The 19,643-nt window shown below is 45.6% G+C and carries 17 protein-coding genes and 2 riboswitches; of the genes, 13 read left to right on the forward strand and 4 right to left on the reverse strand.

From position 1 onward, the window contains the following. Positions 1-692 precede the first annotated feature (692 nt). The 9 genes from CYL18_RS01960 (at position 693) to CYL18_RS02000 (ending at position 11,738) form a co-directional block, all read left to right on the forward strand. The gene (locus tag CYL18_RS01960; RefSeq protein ID WP_104847779.1) at positions 693-2,048 is read left to right on the forward strand and encodes an NAD(P)-dependent oxidoreductase; all 1,356 of its coding nucleotides are present in this window, start codon (positions 693-695) and stop codon (positions 2,046-2,048) included. A gap of 61 nt (positions 2,049-2,109) precedes the next feature. Continuing rightward, entirely contained in the window at positions 2,110-3,396 is a 1,287-nt protein-coding gene (gene preA, locus CYL18_RS01965) for an NAD-dependent dihydropyrimidine dehydrogenase subunit PreA (protein WP_104847780.1), read from the forward strand. 35 nt (positions 3,397-3,431) lie between these two features. Then, a complete protein-coding gene (hydA, locus tag CYL18_RS01970) occupies positions 3,432-4,850 on the forward strand; it encodes a dihydropyrimidinase (protein WP_104847781.1) in 1,419 nt (472 codons plus the stop codon). A gap of 26 nt (positions 4,851-4,876) precedes the next feature. Next, on the forward strand, positions 4,877-6,346 hold the full coding sequence (locus CYL18_RS01975; RefSeq protein WP_104848328.1) for an NCS1 family transporter: 1,470 nt from the start codon (positions 4,877-4,879) through the stop codon (positions 6,344-6,346). Between the two features lie 20 nt (positions 6,347-6,366). Beyond that, positions 6,367-6,609, forward strand: a complete 243-nt coding sequence (locus CYL18_RS01980) for a hypothetical protein (RefSeq protein ID WP_104847782.1) — start codon at positions 6,367-6,369, stop codon at positions 6,607-6,609. Positions 6,610-6,644: 35 nt separating this feature from the next. Continuing rightward, on the forward strand, positions 6,645-7,877 hold the full coding sequence (locus CYL18_RS01985) for a Zn-dependent hydrolase (protein ID WP_104847783.1): 1,233 nt from the start codon (positions 6,645-6,647) through the stop codon (positions 7,875-7,877). 145 nt (positions 7,878-8,022) lie between these two features. Then, complete coding sequence (locus CYL18_RS01990; protein ID WP_104847784.1) at positions 8,023-9,489, forward strand: CoA-acylating methylmalonate-semialdehyde dehydrogenase; 1,467 nt, start codon at positions 8,023-8,025, stop codon at positions 9,487-9,489. Positions 9,490-9,506: 17 nt separating this feature from the next. Beyond that, positions 9,507-10,859, forward strand: a complete 1,353-nt coding sequence (locus tag CYL18_RS01995) for an aspartate aminotransferase family protein (protein ID WP_104847785.1) — start codon at positions 9,507-9,509, stop codon at positions 10,857-10,859. Between the two features lie 111 nt (positions 10,860-10,970). Next, positions 10,971-11,738, forward strand: a complete 768-nt coding sequence (locus CYL18_RS02000) for an aspartate/glutamate racemase family protein (protein ID WP_104847786.1) — start codon at positions 10,971-10,973, stop codon at positions 11,736-11,738. Between the two features lie 82 nt (positions 11,739-11,820). On the opposite strand, the gene CYL18_RS02005 is transcribed toward CYL18_RS02000, so the two are convergent. Beyond that, entirely contained in the window at positions 11,821-13,089 is a 1,269-nt protein-coding gene (locus CYL18_RS02005) for an MFS transporter (protein WP_104847787.1), read from the reverse strand. Positions 13,090-13,155: 66 nt separating this feature from the next. Continuing rightward, complete coding sequence (locus tag CYL18_RS02010; protein WP_104847788.1) at positions 13,156-13,779, reverse strand: ArsR/SmtB family transcription factor; 624 nt, start codon at positions 13,777-13,779, stop codon at positions 13,156-13,158. A 146-nt stretch (positions 13,780-13,925) separates the two neighbouring features. Beyond that, a riboswitch (TPP riboswitch) is annotated at positions 13,926-14,025 on the forward strand. 69 nt (positions 14,026-14,094) lie between these two features. Then, positions 14,095-14,196, forward strand: a riboswitch (TPP riboswitch). 89 nt (positions 14,197-14,285) lie between these two features. Between CYL18_RS02010 and thiM the strand changes: the two genes are divergently transcribed. From thiM to CYL18_RS02030, 4 genes are all read left to right on the forward strand, one after another. Beyond that, positions 14,286-15,071: a hydroxyethylthiazole kinase gene (thiM, locus tag CYL18_RS02015; RefSeq protein WP_104847789.1), complete on the forward strand. Its 786-nt coding sequence runs from the start codon at positions 14,286-14,288 to the stop codon at positions 15,069-15,071. Further along, positions 15,068-15,892, forward strand: coding sequence for a bifunctional hydroxymethylpyrimidine kinase/phosphomethylpyrimidine kinase (gene thiD / locus CYL18_RS02020; RefSeq protein WP_104847790.1), 825 nt, complete (start codon positions 15,068-15,070; stop codon positions 15,890-15,892). Before thiM ends, thiD begins: the two co-directional genes overlap by 4 nt. Beyond that, positions 15,882-16,517, forward strand: a complete 636-nt coding sequence (gene thiE, locus CYL18_RS02025; RefSeq protein ID WP_104847791.1) for a thiamine phosphate synthase — start codon at positions 15,882-15,884, stop codon at positions 16,515-16,517. Before thiD ends, thiE begins: the two co-directional genes overlap by 11 nt. A 145-nt stretch (positions 16,518-16,662) precedes the next feature. Further along, positions 16,663-17,457, forward strand: coding sequence for a GNAT family N-acetyltransferase (locus CYL18_RS02030; RefSeq protein WP_104847792.1), 795 nt, complete (start codon positions 16,663-16,665; stop codon positions 17,455-17,457). A gap of 124 nt (positions 17,458-17,581) precedes the next feature. Here the strand turns inward: CYL18_RS02030 and CYL18_RS02035 are convergent, their stop codons facing one another. Next, positions 17,582-18,178, reverse strand: coding sequence for a protein kinase domain-containing protein (locus tag CYL18_RS02035; RefSeq protein WP_104848329.1), 597 nt, complete (start codon positions 18,176-18,178; stop codon positions 17,582-17,584). 284 nt (positions 18,179-18,462) lie between these two features. Continuing rightward, entirely contained in the window at positions 18,463-19,563 is a 1,101-nt protein-coding gene (locus CYL18_RS02040; RefSeq protein ID WP_104847793.1) for a citrate synthase/methylcitrate synthase, read from the reverse strand. Positions 19,564-19,643: the final 80 nt, after the last annotated feature.

Raw genomic sequence — 19,643 nt, forward strand, 5'->3', positions numbered from 1 at the left:
AGTTATCTAGTTTAGAAGGTTTTCGACAGCAATAATCCTTTTCGACAAGACTCTATACTTTTACTCATGCTTGGGATTCTACTATTATCTTCATAGTGATGAGCCTGATAGTGAAATATTCCCTGGTCGCATAGCCTTTGCATCAAATTCCAGAAAGATGAGTTATCAAGGATTACGCCATTCTGGAATGAATCACGTAGATTATCGTGCAAAAGGAAAATAGATTTTTTTCGACAATACGACAATTCATTGTAAGAAAATATAACAAGAAACGACTATTTATGAATAAGTCTCTTACGATTTATAGGTATTTAGCCCTTTTTTTAAGGAAAAAGTTTCCGAAAGATTCTGAATACGATATAATTAACAATCATATCCGATAACATATGTTATTTTTCTTAACATATGCGAGGCGGATAATCACCACATTCAAAAGGGAGTCTTTCTTCCTTTTCTTCTATGTATCTTTTTAACAGAATGTTTCTATGAAGACCAATTCCAGTTTCTCATTTTCGTATTTGGACAGGCTGAAAAGAAACACCCTCTCTTATCAAAAAATCGTACAAATCAACAGCATTCACGTTTTTCTACCCAAAACAAAAAGTGTCATAATGTAAGGAATTTTGTTCGGAACATCTATGCCCGGCTTTATTTTGCATTGCCATTTTTAAAGTAAAAGAGGAGGTTTTTGCATGAGTAAACCTGAGAAGGATATTCTCGATAATTTCAAAGAAGTTTATCAGGGGCTGTCGCATCAGGAAGCGGCTGAGGAATCAGCCCGATGCTTGTATTGCTATGATGCCCCTTGCATTCAAGCTTGCCCGACAAGTATTAACGTTCCTTCCTTCATCAAGAAAATCTCATCTAATAACTTAAGAGGTGCAGCGAAGACGATCATGACGGCCAATCCAATGGGGGCGAGCTGTGCCCGAGTATGCCCGACAGAAGAGCTTTGTGAGGGAGCATGTGTGCTGAATCACTCAACCAAACCAATCATGATTGGGAATCTCCAGCGCTATGCGACTGATTGGGCCATGCAGAATGAGCAGCTGCTCTTTACGGCTGGGGAGCCGAACGGCAAATCAGTTGCCATCATTGGAGGCGGACCAGCTGGTTTGTCAGCAGCTCGCGAGCTGTCCTTGCTCGGCTATCGGGTTGTTGTGTTTGAGGCAGAGGAGAAGGCAGGCGGCTTAAATACATATGGAATCGTGTCATTCAGGCTTCCGCAAGCGGTGTCGTTTTGGGAAGTGGATCAGGTTAAGGGTCTTGGTGTGGAGATCCGCACAAACACAAGAGTAGGTGTGGATGTGAAAGCGGAAGAAATCCTTGATACTTACGATTACACCCTGCTTGCTGCCGGAATGTCTAGCGTTCCGAATCTGGGTATTACAGGAGAGGAGCTTGAAGGGGTCCATGATGCGATTGAGTTCGTGAAGGAGACGAAGCAATCTCTCGACCATTTAAATTTAAGAGGGAAGAAGGCAGTCGTCATCGGCGCGGGAAATACCGCTATTGATGCGGCGACGTGTTCAGTCCGGCTTGGGGCAGATAATGTGAAGATTCTCTACAGACGAACGAAGGAAGAAATGACGGCGTATGAGTTTGAATATGAATTTGCCAAGCAGGATGGAGTTGAATTCAGATGGCTGACCGCACCTGTCCGTATCCTCGCAAATGAGGAGGGAAAGGTGAGCGGTGTGGAATGTATTCGCATGGAGCTTGGTCAGCCGGGGGAAGACGGCCGCCAGCGGCCAATACCTGTACAGGGGTCAAATTTCGTCATCGAGACGGACCTCGTGATCAAAGCAATAGGACAGTCAAGACATATTAACCTAATTGAGCAATTTGATGTGAAGCATGAGGATGGTGTAGCCATTATCGACCCGCTAACCTACAGGACATCTAATGAAAAGGTTTCAGCCTGCGGGGATTGCATATTCGGCAAAGGGCAAGGAGAAGCGATGGTCGTATCCGCCGCCCAGCAAGGGAAAGAGGCAGCTTATGCCATTCATAAGCTCTTATCACCGGCAAGAAGTGTTACTGCATAGCCGCTTGCTTGTCTTTTGAGGGGGACAGGTATTCGGCAAAACAAAAGGGGAGGTTTATATAATGGCAGATTTGAAGATTAATTTGGCAGGCATACAATCACCTAATCCGTTCTGGCTGGCATCTGCGCCGCCGACTAATTCCGGCTACCAGGTTCAAAGAGCATTTGAAGCAGGCTGGGGAGGCGCAGTCTGGAAGACACTTGGAGACCCAATCCTTAATGTTTCCTCGCGCTTTGCCGCTGTCAGTTTCAATGGGCAGCGTGTTGCGGGGTTTAACAATATTGAATTGATTACAGACCGTCCGCTTGATGTGAACTTGAAGGAAATTTATGAAACGAAGAAACGCTTCCCGGACCATGCCATCATCGCCTCGCTCATGGTAGAGCCGAAGCAGGAGAAATGGCATGAAATCGTAAAGCGTGTAGAAGCTGTTGGGGTTGATGGACTGGAATTGAATTTTGGCTGTCCTCATGGCATGGCTGAAAGAGGGATGGGCGCAGCCTCCGGACAGGTCCCTGAACTGGTCGAACGCCAGACCTATTGGGTCAAGGAAGCAGCAACGACGCCAGTCATTGTGAAGTTAACTCCGAATATCACTGATATTACCGCCACTGCTGAGGCAGCTGTGCATGGCGGGGCAGATGCCATCAGCCTCATCAATACGATCAACAGCCTTGCTGGCGTAGATATTGATACATGGAATACAGTTCCGCATGTCGGCGGCAAAGGTGCGCATGGCGGATATTGCGGTCCGGCAGTAAAGCCAATAGCGCTCCATATGGTTGGCGAATGTGCACGGAACCCGCATATTAATGTGCCAATCTCCGGTATAGGCGGCATCTCCAATTGGCAAAACACGGTTGAATTTATGTTGATGGGTGCAACTGGGGTGCAAATATGCACAGCGGCCATGCACCATGGGTTCAGCATTGTCGAGGACATGATTGAAGGGCTCTCCAATTACCTGGATGACAGGGGAATCAGCTCGGTCATGGAGCTTGTCGGAAAGTCTGTTGAGAAGTATTCAGATTGGGGAGAACTCGATCTTAATTACAAAGTCGTCGCCCGCATCAATCAGGATACATGCATCCATTGCAATAAATGTCATATTGCCTGTGAGGATACATCCCATCAATGCATCGATTTGTTGAAGGACGAGAAGGGTGCGAGCTATGTCAAGGTAAGGGAAGAGGATTGCGTGGGCTGTAATCTCTGCTCCATCGTCTGTCCGGTGGATGATGCCATCGATATGATCGAATTGCCGTCCGGGCTTCCGCCGATGACATGGAATGAACGTCAGGCAGCAGTGAATCTTAGTGCCATACAGCCAGATGTAATTGGAAAGTAATTATCAAATAGAGATAAAACAATGGAGGGAATCGTATGAAAAAAATCATCAAAAATGGAACAATCGTAACGGCTACGGATACCTACAAGGCAGATATCGAAATCAATGACGGAGTAATCACCCAGATTGGAAGCGGGTTTTACAGCCAAGAGGCAGAAGTCATAGATGCAGAAGGATGCTATGTCTTCCCGGGCGGTATTGATCCACATACCCATTTGGACATGCCGTTTGGAGGCACCGTGACAAAAGATGATTATGAAACAGGAACCAGGGCTGCGGCTTTCGGGGGAACAACGACGATTATTGATTTCTGCCTGACGAGCAAAGGAGTTCCCTTGAAGGATGCCGTACAGACCTGGCATAACAAGGCGAAGGACAAGGCGGTCATCGATTACGGCTTTCATCTGCAAATCGTTGAAATGACAGAAAGCGTGCTGAAGGAGCTGCCGGTCATATCGAAGGAGGAAGGAATTACTTCTTTTAAAGTCTTCATGGCCTATAAAAACCAATTCCAGGCAGATGATGAGACATTGTTCAAGACGCTAATTACAGCGAAGGAGCTGGGGGCTCTTGTTATGGTCCATGCAGAAAATGGCGATGTTATTGATTATTTGGTGAAAAAGGCGCTAGAGGAAGGGAATACGGAGCCAATCTTCCATGCCCTGACAAGGCCGCCTGAAGCAGAAGGTGAGGCGACAGGGAGAGCGGCAACATTGACGGGCTTGGCCGATTCACAGCTGTATGTGGTCCATGTTTCCTGTGAAGACGCAGCGAAGAGGATTGCTGAGGCTCGCTCGAAGGGAATCGATATTTGGGGCGAGACATGCCCGCAATACTTGGTTCTCGATCAATCATATTTAGAAAAGCCGAACTTTGAAGGGGCAAAATATGTCTGGTCACCGCCGCTTCGAGAGAAATGGAACCAGGAAAGCCTCTGGAATGCGCTCAAGTCCGGTCAGCTGCAAACGATTGGCTCTGATCAATGCTCCTTTGACTTTAACGGACAAAAGGACCTTGGCAAGGATGATTTCTCGAAAATCCCGAATGGAGGGCCGCTTATCGAGGATCGCGTGAGCATTCTCTACTCGGAGGGAGTCGATAAAGGAAGAATCAGCCTTAATCAATTCGTCGACCTCGTCTCCACAAAGGCAGCGAAGCTATTTGGACTCTATCCGAAGAAAGGCACCATCGCTGTTGGAGCAGATGCCGATATTGTCTTGTTTGACCCAAATGTAGAAAGGGTGCTTTCCGCGAAAACCCACCATATGGCGGTTGACTACAATCCATTTGAAGGAATGAAGGTAAAAGGGGAGCCGGTCACCGTGCTGTCACGCGGGGATTACGTCATCAAGGATAAGGAATTTGTCGCAGAGCCCGGCAGAGGCCAGTACATCAAGCGGGCGAACTATAACGAAGCGCTTATTAAGAAGGAGGACGCTGTTCCCTCAAAATAAAAAATGAATAAAGGATGGGTGTCTTAATGGAAAAGAAGCCAAATTATTTGAAGTCTCCAGATTTATTACCTATTAGTTATGAGAATCGAAAGATCGGGCCATTTGGCTTTGCGGTCATCTGGGTCGGGATGGCGATTGTGCTTGCCGCGTTTGCGATTGGCGGAGGAGGTATTATCCAGCTGCCGCTTGGAACAGTTATTCTGGCAACCGTTATCGGGTCTGTCGCCATTGGGATTTTAATGACAATCATTGGGGATATTGGCGTGGAACATGGACTGTCTTTTCCGGTTTATATGAGAGCACCCTTTGGAACTATCGGAACGCATATTCCATCCATTGTCCGAGGAGTTACGGCATCATGCTGGTTCGGCATCAACACCTATTTTGGGTCAACAGCCATTAATGCGGTGCTGAACCTCTTGTTCGGCTTTGATAACTGGATTCTATGCTTCCTGTTATTTACGGCATTTCAATTGATCAATACAGCAATGGGAATCAAGTCTATCGAACGCTTCGCAGACCTTGCTGCTCCGATTATCATCCTGATATCCTGCTGGATGTACATCACCCTCGCTGATAAGGCTGGGGCGGAGGGAAAAGACATCTGGTCATGGGTGGAAAGTCCGGCTGCAGGAGGATCTGCCTTCACGGCGTTCATGATTGTTGTCATGGCCAATATGGGCTTTTGGGCAACCCTTGCTGCAGATATGCCTTCATTGTCCAGATTCTTCAAGGCTCCCAGGCATGAGAGGAATTGGTTCAAGCGCAATAAGACACAGCTTCTAGGGAGCATTGTGGTTATGCCGATTTTTAATACGCTCATGATTGTTATCGGAGCGGTTTCTTACATGGCTGTCGGAACGTCTGACCCGATTGTGGCCTTGCAGGAATCGGCCAGTGGAATTGTCTTGGGCATTCTACTGCTGATGATTGTTCTCGCGCAATGGTCGACCAACACATCTGCTAACGTCATTCCGGCTGCCACGATATTCTCCAATGTCGGCGGACCGAAAGTCCCGTTTTGGGTCGGGGTAATAATTGCCGGCATCATTGGAATTGTGGCCCAGCCCTGGAGCTTGTTTGATGTCCTGAATTCTGCCCTTCTCATCATTGGAGGCATCCTGACGGCGATTGTCGGTATTTTATTTGCTGATTATTATTTACTCCGCAAAAGGCGTGTCCATGTAACAGATCTCTATGAATTAGAAGGCCAATTTAAATATTGGAAAGGGATTAATTTAGCAGGGTTCATTGCTTGGATTGTCGGCGGGGCAATCGCGAATATACTTTCAGCTTATTCTTCCCTTGTCGGATTCGCATGCGGAGCGTTCCTCTATTATGTGCTCGCGAAATATTGGTGGTTTAAAATGTATCCGCAAGCAGAAATTGAAGACCCGAGTGATGAGAAATATCTTGGAATTACAGCTGGAAGGGATTGGGAAATCAGTGAGGGAGAGCTCGTACCAACCCCTGAGGCGAAAGCAATATCTGAGTAAAAGAGACAGGAGGCAGCAATATGTCAGATTACGCACAGTATGTGGATGAACGTAAGCAAATTAATTCGTTCCTTGCACAAGGATTCACGATTCAGCGTGTGGTCGAGAACTTGGACGGGGCATATGTGGAATTCACTAAAGGAGAGGATGATGGAGCAGCGTATGAAAAGCATATTCTTCACATCACCAATCCGGATGCCAGAAAGTATTTCTCGGTCAAATTGATTGAGAGCCAGGCGCAAAGCAAAACTTTACAGAAATAATGCCTTTATCATAATCGATAGGAGCGTGACCTAGATTGGAAGGACAAAAGCTATTAATCAATGGAAAGAGACTAAGAGAGACATTGGAGAAGTTCGCGGAATTCGGAAAGACGGAAAATAACGGGGTTAGCCGCCTATCCCTAACCGAGGAAGATCGGATGGCCCGTGAGTACTTGCGGGAAAGCTGTGAAGAGCTTGGACTTTCGGTGACCTATGATGATCTTGGAAATATGTACGCCACATTAGAGGGAACAGAAGGCGGCCCGCCTATTCTGATTGGATCCCATCTCGACTCCGTGAAGAGGGGCGGACGATTTGACGGGGTGCTCGGTGTAGCGGCAGGGCTTGAGGTCGTCAGGACAATTGTAGAAAACGACCTGAAACCTCGCTTCCCTATTATAATAGTCAATTTCACAAATGAGGAAGGGGCTCGTTTTGAGCCTTCCATGATGGCTTCTGGCATCTTATCCGGAAAGTTTGATAAGGAGGTCATGTTTCAAAAGAAGGATGTGAATGGCATAACCTTTGGGGAAGCACTGAAGAAGATTGGCTATGATGGTGAAGAAAGTGAGCGCCTGAAAGAAGGGAAGGCATTTTTGGAGCTTCATATTGAGCAAGGGCCGATCCTAGAGCTGGAATCTATATCGATTGGAATCGTCGGCTGCGTGGTTGGCATGGTTTGTTACGAATGGACCATTAAGGGAGAGGCTGACCATGCTGGTACCACACCAATGACAATGCGAAAGGATGCCTTATTTACCGCCAATGACATCATTACTGCCATCAGGGAGCAATTAGGAGAGCTTGATGCTGAACTTGTGTATACGATGGGAAGAATGAATGTCCATCCGAATATTCATACAGTCATCCCCGATTCTGTCATTTTTTCGCTCGAGGCGAGGCATAAGGACCCTGCTGTGATGGCAAAGGTCGAAGAAGTTATTAAACAGGTACATGAAAGCTTTAGCGGGCATGACTGTAAGGTGGAGATTAATAAACTGTGGGGGCGGGATACGGTGATGTTTGATGACAAGCTATGCGATACGCTTGAAAAAGCTGCGCAAACGCTTGGAGTCTCCTCTAAACAAATGGTAAGCGGAGCGGGTCATGACGCCCAGTTCATAGCATCCTACATCCCGACTGCGATGGTTTTCGTGCCTAGTGAAAATGGGAAGAGCCACACGGAAGTAGAACAGACTTCCTGGGAAGAATGCGAGAATGGTGTGAACGTTTTGCTTGAAGCGGTTATGGAGCTGCAAGCAAACTGACTATCAGTCATTATCTTCGCAGAGGTCATTGAACCCAAATCATGCTTAAAAGACTGAAAGGCAAGTAAAAGTCATGTTGGAACCGGATTACTAATCTCATAAGACTGGCCAGATGTTCGTAATAGAGAGACTAGGAGGGAGCGCAATGTCAATGATTAAACAAGAAACGAAAGTTTTGAAGAATTATATAAATGGAGAATGGGTGGAGCCAATCGCGACGAATTCCATCGACGTGCCGAACCCTGCGACAGGCGAGGTGATTGCAAAGGTACCAATCTCAAATACTGAAGATGTCGAAAAAGCGGTGGCTGCTGCGAAGGAAGCCTTCAAGGAATGGAGGCATGTACCGGTTCCCAAACGGGCGCGAATTCTCTATAAATACCATTATTTATTGACGGAGCATCATGAAGAGCTGGCTAAACTTGTCGTAGCCGAAAATGGCAAAGCGTACAAGGAAGCATATGGGGAGGTACAAAGGGGAATTGAATGCGTAGAATTTGCCGCAGGCGCGCCTACCTTAATGATGGGGGAAACCTTGTCCAACATTGCTGAGGAAATTGATTCGGAGATGTTCCGCTATCCGCATGGGGTGGTCGGCGGGATTGCGCCATTTAATTTTCCGATGATGGTTCCGCTTTGGATGTTCCCGCTTGCCATCGCTTGCGGTAACACCTTTATCTTGAAGCCATCTGAACGGACGCCGATGCTCGCAAATCGGCTGGCTGAACTGTTCACGGAGGCAGGTGCCCCGCGTGGTGTCTTAAATGTTGTGCATGGAGCGCATGATGTCGTAAATGGCCTTCTGGACCATGAAGATGTGAAGGCCATTTCCTTCGTCGGCTCCCAGCCTGTTGCGAAATATGTGTACAGCCGTGCCGCTGCAAATGGAAAGCGTGTACAAGCTCTATCAGGTGCAAAAAATCATCATATTGTCATGCCGGATGCTGACTTAAAGAAAGCTGCCGGAAATATTATCAGTTCAGCGTTCGGAAGTGCTGGTCAGCGCTGTATGGCTTGCAGTGCTGTCGTGGTTGTCGGTGATGGGGATGAGTTCGTCAAGGAGCTGAAAAAGCAGGCAGACAATCTGATTGTCGGCAACGGTATGGATGATGAGGTTTTATTAACGCCGGTGATCAGGGAGTCACAGAAGGAAAAGTTGCTCAACTATATTGAAAGCGGTTTGGAAGAAGGAGCTAAGCTCATCTGTGATGGTAGAAAAGGGACCGATGACTTGAAGGAAGGATATTTCATGGGTCCAACTATCTTTGATCATGTGAAGCCAGAGATGACCGTCGCCAAGGAGGAAATGTTTGGGCCGATTTTGAGCCTGCTTCGAGCAGAGACGCTTGATGAAGGATTGGAATTCATCCGCAAATCACGCTATGGAAATGGGGCAACGATTTATACAAAGGATGCCAAGGCGGTTAGGCAATTCCGTGAGGAGGCAGATGCAGGCATGCTTGGCATTAATGTCGGGGTGCCGGCGACAATGGCCTTCTTCCCATTCTCCGGCTGGAAGGATTCCTTCTATGGTGACCTCCATGTGAACGGCAAGGACGGGGTCAACTTTTACACGCGCAAGAAAATGATCACGTCACGATTTGATTATTAAGGGAAGGGGGAAAAGAGATGACAGAGGTGAAGGAAGAGGCTGGCTTGCTGGCAAAGGACCGTGACTATGTATGGCACTCGATGAAACCGTACAGCCCGGAAGCCACCGTTATTGCAGATGAGGCAAAGGGCTGCTGGGTAACGGATGCTGACGGAAACCGGCTGCTTGATGCGATGTCAGGTCTATGGTGTGTGAATGTCGGGTATGGACGGGAGGAATTGGCGGAAGCTGCCTACGAGCAGCTGAAACGATTGTCGTATTTCCCCCTCAGTCAAAGCCATGGACCGGCGATTGCTCTAGCTGAGAAGCTAAATGAGATGCTTGGGGGAGATTATGTTATCTTCTTCTCCAACAGTGGATCTGAGGCGAATGAGGCAGCCTTCAAAATTGCGCGGCAATATCATCAGCAAAGGGGTGAGCATGGCCGTTATAAATTCATCTCGCGCTATCGTTCCTATCATGGCAATTCCATGGGAGCGCTGGCCGCAACAGGTCAGGCACAGCGAAAATACAAATATGAGCCGCTCGCACCAGGCTTCATCCATGTGGCTCCGCCTGATTCCTACCGTTCGCCGGAGAAGCAGGACAGTAAGCCTGTTGATTTACAATCGGTTCAGGAAATGGATCGGGTCATGACATGGGAGCTTGGCGAAACGATTGCTGGAGTTATCATGGAGCCGATCATTACAGGCGGAGGAGTACTTATGCCCCCTGACGGCTATATGGCCGGTGTCAAGGAAGTGTGCGAGAAGCACGGCGCTTTGCTGATCGTTGATGAGGTAATCTGCGGCTTCGGTCGGACCGGAGAACCATTCGGCTTTATGAATTACGGAGCGAAGCCTGATATCATCACGATGGCGAAGGGAATCACGAGCGCTTATCTTCCATTGTCAGCGACGGCTGTTAAGAAAGAAATTTACGAAGCATTCAAAGGGTCAGATGAATATGATTATTTCCGGCATGTTAATACATTCGGCGGAAACCCTGCCGCTTGTGCGCTCGCTTTGAAGAATCTTGAAATCTTGGAACAAGAGGGCATGTATGAACGCTCTAAAAAGCTAGGTCTCCAATTAAAGGAAAGCCTTGAAAAAGCAATCGGTGAACATTCCAATGTCGGCAATATTCGCGGTAAGGGTTTGCTTATCGGAATAGAGCTTGTTCAGGATAAAGAAACAAAGGAGCCCCTCGATGTCAGTCTAGTCAATCAAATCATTGGCGGCTGCAAGAAAAAAGGTGTGTTGATCGGGAAGAATGGAGCAACGGTCGCAGGATACAATAATGTACTGACCTTGGCGCCGCCGCTTTGCGTGAGTGAGGATGAGCTTGGACTGATTGTACGAGTGGTTTCGGAGGAGATTTCGAGAATTTAAATAATAGTTGAAGGACCCCTGATTTGATAGGGGTCCTTTTTAATTTGCTGGTTTGAATAAATAACCCTCTTTATCAAAAACTAACCCTTACATGAAAGGGGGAGAATATAAATGAAATATGGATATATCGGCCCAGAGACCCATTCAGGGCAGATTGAGCAGAAAAAAGGCCGCAATATAACGGGTTTTTCGGTTGGAATCCTCTATACAGATGAAAATAATTATCCGGTCATTCCAGGGAATGTGGCCAATTATTCCAGTTATCCATTTCCAGTCCATTATAAATTAGTTCCTGGCTGTACGGGTCAGCGCCTATTGAATGGAGATCCGGCTTTGGAAAAGGGCATCATCGAGGCGGCCTTGCAGCTGCAAAGTGAAGGGGCGAAGGTCATATCAAGTGCGTGCGGTTTTTTCGGGAATTTCCAAGCTCAAACAGCGAGTGCCCTTGATATCCCTGTTTATCTATCCAGCCTGGTGCAGCTGAATATGATTCAAATTGGCTTAAAGCCTGGGCAAAAGATTGGCATCCTGACCGCCTATGAAAAAGGATTGACCAACTCACTGCTAAAAAGCTGCGGGATAACGGATGAGTCGAACTTAATCATTGGAGACTTAAGCAAGGGAGAAGAGTTTTCGACCATTACTAACGGCGCAAGCGCCTTTCATAATGAGAGGCTGCGAGCTGAAGTCGTGCAGAAAGCAGTTGAGATTACAGAAAAACACCCAGAGATTGGAGCTATCCTCTTAGAATGCAGCGACCTGCCCCCTTACGCTTTTCATGTCCAGCAAGCAGTGCAGTTGCCTGTATTTGATTTCATGACGCTCATTCGCTGGGCGCATGATGCGAATAGTCAGCGTTCTTATTATGGGTTTATTTAATGTCCCAAGAGACGGGCATAAAATGTCCGTCTCATATTAGTGTGCATGATTTACTATCTATATGCAGCTCCTTTTACTTCAATTAGTTGGTTTCTCTTGCTTGTATTTCTTTTGGGTACTCGCCAATCGGGAATGTTTCATGATTAATTTTACTTGCTTCAGGCAGGTTTCTTAGTCTGGCATTCATTAACCAGATTAAACCTGCTATTAGGCTGCCTGCTCCCGTTAACATAAACATTATCTCGTTATTAACCGCTGTCGTGAAAAAACCACCTATCAATGATCCGAAGGGTAAAGATAGGGCACTAAGACTATAGCTTGCTGAGGTAACTCGTCCAAGCAGTTCATTTGGAATAATAATTTGATTAAGCGTCCCAAAGAAGATGTTTAGGTATCCGATTGGTATCCATGCAAGTCCAAATAACAATACGCTGAGAATAGTATTAGGGACAAGAGCAGAGAAAACCCATAAACATGTAGTTAAGAAATACCCGTATATGGTTAACCTTCCAACTTTAAATTTTCCTAGTTTCTGTACAGCCCATGCACCAAGCAATAATCCAGCAGAGATACTTGTTAAATAATATCCGTATATATGAGCGCCCCCTTTTTCTTCTGCAAAGGACGGTAAAAGGGCATAAGTTGCACCGATAGTAAAGTTGATAGCTATTGCTCCTGCCAAAAGAGGAAGCAATGCCTTGAATACGAGTGACAGGCCTTCTGATAATTCTTTTATGTATGTATGATACGAATGTTTCACAGGTGTATTGTCTATTGGAAGATGAGAAAGTTTTAAAAGACTAAATATCATTGCGCAGGTGGCAAAAGTGATGGAGTCGACCAAGAATAAAGAGATGGCACCAATCAAAGCTACAAGTATGCCCGCAAAGGCGTTAAAGATAAGATCGATTCCTTGATAAGCAAACGAAAAATAGGTATTGCCTTTTAGTAAGTCCTCTTTCTTGAGCACTAAAGGCAAGAGTTTATTCTGAGTTGGATAAGAGAACTGTTCGATGATAGCGATAAGGGGCATGATGATGAGCAAAAACTGTATGGTTAATAGATTGAAAAAATAAGCGCAAGGGATCATGAGCAGAAGGATACATTGTAACAACTGAGTACAAGTGAGGATTTTCTTGGGGTGCCACCTATCAATGAAGGGACCGAATAAAAATTGAAGAACTTTGGGAAATAAAATCAAGAAACCCGCTAAACCAGAATAAAAAGCGCTTCCGCCAAGGTCATAGACTAGCCATGTGGCGGCTATGTAATATAGGCTGTCCCCAATATTCGTAATGATTCTACCTAATAAAAGCCAGGAAAAGTTTTTGTTTGCTCGGAAGAAATTCATATTTAATCTCCTTAAAAATTATTTAATCGGTTAAATAAAAACTGACTGTTGGTGATAAAAAAAGAATCAATCTTGATTCTTTTCTTTCTCCTTATATCGATCCATGGATGGCTCATCAATCTGCAGGGCAGTAGTGGAAACAAAGTACACCTTACTGTCAGGATTCTTTTCAGCGTCCTTTGCCAAGCTAGTTAATTCGTTCATCAAATTATGGTATTTTTTAACCCATGCTTGAAATTGCACCCTTGTTGCAGTGAATTCCCAAAGTGAACCGACAAAATTCCATTCGGAAGGGTCTTCTGAAGCTTTATCCATGATAAAGGATTCCTCGGGAGCAGACAGGATATGTTTTTTAGATCGTTCATTCATTTGTAAGATTAACTGCCTGGCAGATTCGCTAACCTCTTTATATGGTAATAGTTGATCGGCCGGTATAAATCCGGCGGCGACTGATTGATAGAACTTCTGGATGATTCCGTTCTTTTCCTCGGTATATACGATTTCAATTAACCCGTTTTTTTCTAAGTCCTTAATATGATAATGAATCTTGGCTCGTGACATGCCGAAATGCTCGGATAATTGCTGGCCTGTATAAGGTTTTTCCATGAGACGCATCATAATCTCTGCCCGAAAAGGATCGGATAGGGCTTTGATTTGGCTGAAATCCGTCAAGGTTAACATGGGTTTCATTTTTTCGCTCCTCTGTTATATATTTTTATTCGGTTAAAAATAATTTAACTATATGGTAAACTATGTAAAATAATTAATCAATATGTTTTTTATTTTCCATATATTATTGAAAAAGATACAAGATTTTGATAAGGTAAAACCAATCAAATGATTTGCAGGGGGACTCTTAGGAGTTGAGAAGGTAGAACCTGACCCTTAGAACCTGACTTAGTTAACACTAGCGTAGGGAGCAAAGTATAACACGCCTTAATTTGTGTATATTTTAGCTCTCCATCTATTATTTGGAGAGCTTTATTTGTTTCCTAAAACTAAATAATTTGATTGCGGGGGGACTCTTATGGAGTTGAGAAGGTTAAAACCTGACCCTTAGAACCTGTCTTAGTTAATACTGGCGTAGGGAGCAATAAACATCAGAAGCGATTCTGATGCTAGGCCCTTCTATTCTTGCTAGTGAGATAGAGGGGCTTTTTCTTTCTTGCGTCCATCGACAAAATGGAGGAGAGAAGATGAACTATTTATTTGAAGGAACAACTGTATTCACACAAGTCCGGGATAGGAATCCACTCATTCATTGCATCACGAATTATGTAGCGGCCAATCTCCAGGCAAATGGACTGCTTGCGATTGGGGCATCACCGGTTATGGCGGATGGACCGGATGAGGTGGAGGAGATTGTCGAAGTGGCATCGGCGCTTTCCATCAATATCGGCACCCTTAATCCGCAGATGAGGCGGGCGATGCTGAAAGCGGGCAAGGCTGCCAATAAGAGGGGAATGCCTGTACTGCTTGACCCGGTCGCTGTCGGGGCTGCCACGTATAGGAAGGAAGCAGTAAGAGAGTTACTTCAAGAGGTTCATATTGATGCCATTCGCTGTAATCTTGGCGAGCTCGCTGCACTCGTGGGAGCTGAGTGGGAGCAAAAGGGAGTGGACAGCGGCACGGGAGCCATTCATCTGGAAAGGGAGGCAAAAAAGGTAGCATTGGAACATGGATGCCTAGTTATTGTGACCGGAGAGAAGGATTATCTCACGGACGGTGAACGAGAACGCTGGGTAGAGGGCGGACATGAGATGATTACTCAAGTCACGGGCAGCGGGTGCTTACTCAGCTCTGTTTGCACAGCCATCCTGGCATCATGTGACAGTCATCGATTAGACAGGCTTGCTGAAGGACTGTTCCTGTATAAAAAAGCAAGTGAGGAAGCCTATCAAACAAGTCCTTATCCAGCTTCTTTTCAAGCTGCCTTTTTGGATCGATTATTTGTCCATGCGAGCGGGAGGGGGGAAGCATGAATGTAGTGATGACAATTGCCGGATCTGATTCTGGCGGCGGTGCAGGGATTCAGGCTGACTTGAAAACGTTCCAAGAGCTGGGGGTGTTTGGTACTTCCGTCATTACAGCTTTAACCGCTCAAAACACGATGGGTGTTCATGATATTTTGACAACGACTCCGCAATTTGTCCGGTCGCAGGCGGAGGCAGTCTTAAATGATTTGCCTGTGCGAGCAGTCAAGACCGGGATGCTTGCCTCCGGTGAAATCATTCAAGAGATAGCGGAGATTCTGAGAAAGAGAGACTTGCAGCTTGTTGTGGACCCGGTCATGGTCGCAAAGGGAGGGGCACAATTGCTCGGGATGGAGGCTGTGCGTGACTTGCGGGATCATTTGATTCCGCTTAGTACGGTCATTACGCCAAACATACCCGAAGCCGAGGTTTTGACGGGGATGTCCATCCGCCATGACAGTCAAGTCGAAAAGGCGGCAGAGCATTTGCTTGAGCTAGGGGCAGGTTGCGTCGTCATAAAGGGCGGGCATATGGATAACCCGGATTTTGCGACGGACGCCGTTTATTTTGCCAATGGCCGTTCCTTTAAGATGACGACAAAGCGAGTCAGAACGAGGCATACTCATGGGACAGGCTGCACCTTTTCGGCAGCAATCACAGCGTTTTTAGGGCAAGGAAGGACCGTAGGGGAATCCATTCTCGAAGCAAAGCACTTCATCCAGCAGGCGATTGAACAGGAACTTGGGCTCGGAAGCGGTAATGGCCCGACGAATCATTTTGCCTACAAGCTAAATCAGGAGAAATGTGAGGTGGAAATCGTTGAAGCATGAACAGCTGCAGATCTATTTTGTAATGGGATCAGTCAATGTTAAGGAATCCAACCTTCTTAACGTTTTAGAGGACGCCTTGAAGGGCGGTATCACGATGTTCCAGTTCAGGGAGAAGGGCAGAGGCGCTAAAAAGGGTGCGGAATATGAATCCCTGGCAAGAGAATGCCAGCGTCTTTGCCAACGATATGGCGTGCCGTTCATCGTCAATGATGATGTCGAGCTTGCGCTGAAGCTGGATACCGATGGTCTTCATATCGGTCAGGAGGATGGCAGAGTGGAGAAAATCCGTGAACGAATTGGTTCGAGATGGCTAGGCGTATCCGTGCATTCCAGAGATGAGGCGGAGATTGCCTATCACGCAAAGGCTGATTATGTCGGGATTGGTCCGGTCTTTGGAACACAGTCGAAGGAAAATGCCCCGCCACCTGCAGGGACTGCCCTGATCGCTGAAACTAAAGTTTTGTTTCCGGATTTGCCGATTGTAGCGATTGGCGGCATCACGGCTAGCAATGCCTATATTCCATTGAAAGCTGGAGCGGATGGAGTGGCGGTCATTTCCGCCTTGTGTGAGAGTGATAATAGGAAAGAACATATAAGTAAACTGAAGGAAATTGTGATTTTATAGAGAATGATTAAGCGGACAGGTAGTTAATTTGTCCGTTTTTTCTTCGGGACATTAATCTAAAGAAATGGATATAAACAGTGCGGTCAGACCCTGATGACCAGAATATCAGGGGGCTATTAATATAAGGAATTAGGAGGCAAACAGCTTGGAACTAGATAACTATCATTTTACTAATAGAGGAAACCGAATCCTTCAACTAGCTGCTGAATATGATGATGGGGTTATCTGTCCGCATCATTTGTTTATGGCAGCTTGCAGGGAGTCTACGGGCGTTTGCGGAGAAATACACCTCTATTTGCAGAGCCAATTAGGACCTGATTATCTTCGCCAATTCAAAAAGCATCATCAAGGGTCTGTGGATATCCAAAACATATTTGAAAAAGCAGATGAGAAAAGAAAATACTATCGCCAAACACTTATCAATGAGGGACATCTTATTGAGAGTATAGTAGAAATAGATAATGTGGTGAATGATATGTTGACCAAGGAGATGAAAGAAGCCATCATCCAAATAGCTTGCGTGCCGAGGGATATGATCGTCCAACTGGCAGTTGTTAAGAGGAAAGAGGATTTGAGTTATAAAAATTCAATCCGCAGAGCGGTGTATGCGGATATGCCGGAGTTGAAACGATTCATACAAGCTGAGTTTGGAGACCGCTGGATCAAAAGGATAGACCATCTTCAAGCGAGAGGTCAGCTTCCTGTATTCCTAGCCGAAGAGAAAGGGGAAATCATCGGCTTTGCCTGTTTTGATATGGAGAAAAAGGGGATGTTTGGTCCGATGGGAACCTCTAGCCGAAAGCGGTTAAGCTCGGCCGGAAAGGAATTGCTGCATAGAAGTTTACTGGATATGGCTGAACGGGGTTATGCCTATGCAGTGATTGAGCAGGCAGGGCCGATAGAATTTTACGAAAAGACGGTCGGGGCCAAACTCATTTAATAGTATCCTTTTCCGCGCATTCCATCCAAAAACCATGTGTATTCAGGATGTCTTTAAGGCAATTTGATTACGGTCTCATATGATTTATTCCCCTCTGGCTTAGATTGTACCGGGCATACAATTTCTATTCAGTAGGATCAAGTAAAACTCGTATTGGTTTTGGAAGAAATCTTTTTTTATAAATGAATGAAATAAAATTGAGAATGAACGTAGGAATTTTTTTAGGGAAATAAAATTTCGAGTACACTTGATGATAGGCACGCTCTAGATCCTTCCACTGATTATCTTGTTCCTGCTGCATGAATCGGGCAACGTCAATTACTTTTACCTCGTGGCTTGAAGTAAGAATGATGTTTTTAAGATGAATATCAGCAGGATTTAAACCGACTTCCTTCACCATTTCTAAAGCTTCACTTACTTCTTGAAATCTCTTTTTTGGTACAAAAATACCTCTTTCTAAGCACTGGAACAATGTATGGCCCTCAATATAATCAATGACAATATAATTTTTACCACTATCATATAATGTCGGATAGTACTCTATATGCTGCAATTTACGGTAAATCATCGCTTCCTCAACAGCAATTTTCTCTTTTTGAGGAAAGTATACTTTTAAGGCCAAGGCTTTCTCTTTTATTTTGAATACATAAGCACTCCTGCCTGTCCCAATAAGTGTTAGATCCTGGCTATAATTGATTAAATTTGGTCTGGGTCCATTCATTTTAATCTCGACACTATCAGCTAAGGCTTTATAGATTATCGTAAACACCTCATTTTATAATAAAAGCCCCATATCCGATAAGTCCAAACAATCTAGGCTTATTTGTAATGGGGACTTCCCTTATTCATATTTAGATATGGCTATCATTATACGATATATCTTTTAAGTTATTAAAATATTTGCTTGTATACTTCTTTATGGTGCCTGCTAAAAAGACACATACCTGAGCATGTCATCTTCTTTTTTGATGTTCTTATCTCAATATAAAGGAAATAGCATACTTATCATTCTTGAGGCAACTTTCGCGGTGTACCAATAAAGTGTGCTTCCGGTCTGAAGATGGTATTGTTTTGGGCCTGTTCTAAGATGTGGGCGGTCCAGCCGACCATGCGGCTTGCGGTGAAGGTTGGGGTAAAGAGCTCTGGGTCCATGTCTATCGCCTTCATGATGGCAGCGGCGTAAAATTCGACATTCGTGTATAGGGCTCTGTTTGGCTTCCATTCCTTTAACATCTCAATGGCTGCTTCCTCGACCTCGATGGCGAGGTCAAGCCATGGGTCGCCTCCCGCAAACGGGAGCAGGCGTTCCTTAAGTGCCAGGGCTCTTGGATCAAGTGTTTGATAGACCCGATGGCCAAAGCCCATCAGCTTTTCTCCCTGCGCTAGCTTTTTCTGCAGAACGGCACGCAGATTGCCTGCCTCCTGAATTTCCTCAAGCAGCTCGATGACACCCATCGGCGCTCCGCCATGCAAGGGTCCCTTCATCGTACCGATGGCAGAGGTGATGCCGGAGACCATATCGGATTCGGTTGAGGAGGTGACCCTTGCTGCGAAGGTCGAGGCGTTCATCCCATGCTCCATCGTTAAGACCATATAGGATTCCAGGGCGTTTACTTGGGCTTGCGTCGGTATGGTTCCATTCAGCATGTACAAATAATTTTCTACATGGCTGAAAGACTGTTCAGGAAGGATTGGTTCCTTATTCTCTATCAATCTACTACGATAGGCGATGATGACAGGGACAATCGCAGTCAGCCGGATTGCTTGTAAAGAAGTAGGTTTCCATTGGTAATCTGATATTCCTTCAGCAGACATGACGGTGCGCAAAACCTCCATCATGTTCATGTTTTCTGGCAATTGTTCAAGGATACTTTTCATATAAGGCGCCAATTCCCTTGCCTCCTTCAATGAAGCTGTCAAGCAGGCCAGCTGCTCCTCGTTAGGAAAGCGACCGTTCCAAAGGAGATAGGCGATCTGTTCAAAGGTTGCGCCTTCGAGGATGTCACGCACATCATAGCCCCTGTACCATAATTCTCCCCTAACCCCGTCAATATGGCTGATTTCCGTCTCAGCGGCAATGACACCTTTTAATCCTGGATATTTCATTTCATCTACCCCTTTCTGTATTTACAGTAATTGTATATAATTCTTATTATTAGGAATATTAAATAAATTTAATTGAATTG

This window comes from Pradoshia eiseniae (genome assembly GCF_002946355.1).
Classification (GTDB): Bacteria; Bacillota; Bacilli; order Bacillales; family Pradoshiaceae; genus Pradoshia; species Pradoshia eiseniae.

What these genes read in the sequence shown, in the direction of transcription:
- CYL18_RS02035 (WP_104848329.1), bottom strand. Translation starts at nt 18,178, where the DNA reads ATGAATGGACCCAGACCAAATTTAATCAATTATAGCCAGGATCTAACA.
- CYL18_RS01975 (WP_104848328.1), top strand. Translation starts at nt 4,877, where the DNA reads ATGGAAAAGAAGCCAAATTATTTGAAGTCTCCAGATTTATTACCTATT.
- preA (WP_104847780.1), top strand. Translation starts at nt 2,110, where the DNA reads ATGGCAGATTTGAAGATTAATTTGGCAGGCATACAATCACCTAATCCG.
- CYL18_RS02010 (WP_104847788.1), bottom strand. Translation starts at nt 13,779, where the DNA reads ATGAAACCCATGTTAACCTTGACGGATTTCAGCCAAATCAAAGCCCTA.
- thiD (WP_104847790.1), top strand. Translation starts at nt 15,068, where the DNA reads ATGAATGTAGTGATGACAATTGCCGGATCTGATTCTGGCGGCGGTGCA.
- CYL18_RS01960 (WP_104847779.1), top strand. Translation starts at nt 693, where the DNA reads ATGAGTAAACCTGAGAAGGATATTCTCGATAATTTCAAAGAAGTTTAT.
- thiM (WP_104847789.1), top strand. Translation starts at nt 14,286, where the DNA reads ATGAACTATTTATTTGAAGGAACAACTGTATTCACACAAGTCCGGGAT.
- CYL18_RS01990 (WP_104847784.1), top strand. Translation starts at nt 8,023, where the DNA reads ATGTCAATGATTAAACAAGAAACGAAAGTTTTGAAGAATTATATAAAT.
- CYL18_RS01995 (WP_104847785.1), top strand. Translation starts at nt 9,507, where the DNA reads ATGACAGAGGTGAAGGAAGAGGCTGGCTTGCTGGCAAAGGACCGTGAC.
- CYL18_RS02040 (WP_104847793.1), bottom strand. Translation starts at nt 19,563, where the DNA reads ATGAAATATCCAGGATTAAAAGGTGTCATTGCCGCTGAGACGGAAATC.
- CYL18_RS01980 (WP_104847782.1), top strand. Translation starts at nt 6,367, where the DNA reads ATGTCAGATTACGCACAGTATGTGGATGAACGTAAGCAAATTAATTCG.
- CYL18_RS02005 (WP_104847787.1), bottom strand. Translation starts at nt 13,089, where the DNA reads ATGAATTTCTTCCGAGCAAACAAAAACTTTTCCTGGCTTTTATTAGGT.
- CYL18_RS02000 (WP_104847786.1), top strand. Translation starts at nt 10,971, where the DNA reads ATGAAATATGGATATATCGGCCCAGAGACCCATTCAGGGCAGATTGAG.
- hydA (WP_104847781.1), top strand. Translation starts at nt 3,432, where the DNA reads ATGAAAAAAATCATCAAAAATGGAACAATCGTAACGGCTACGGATACC.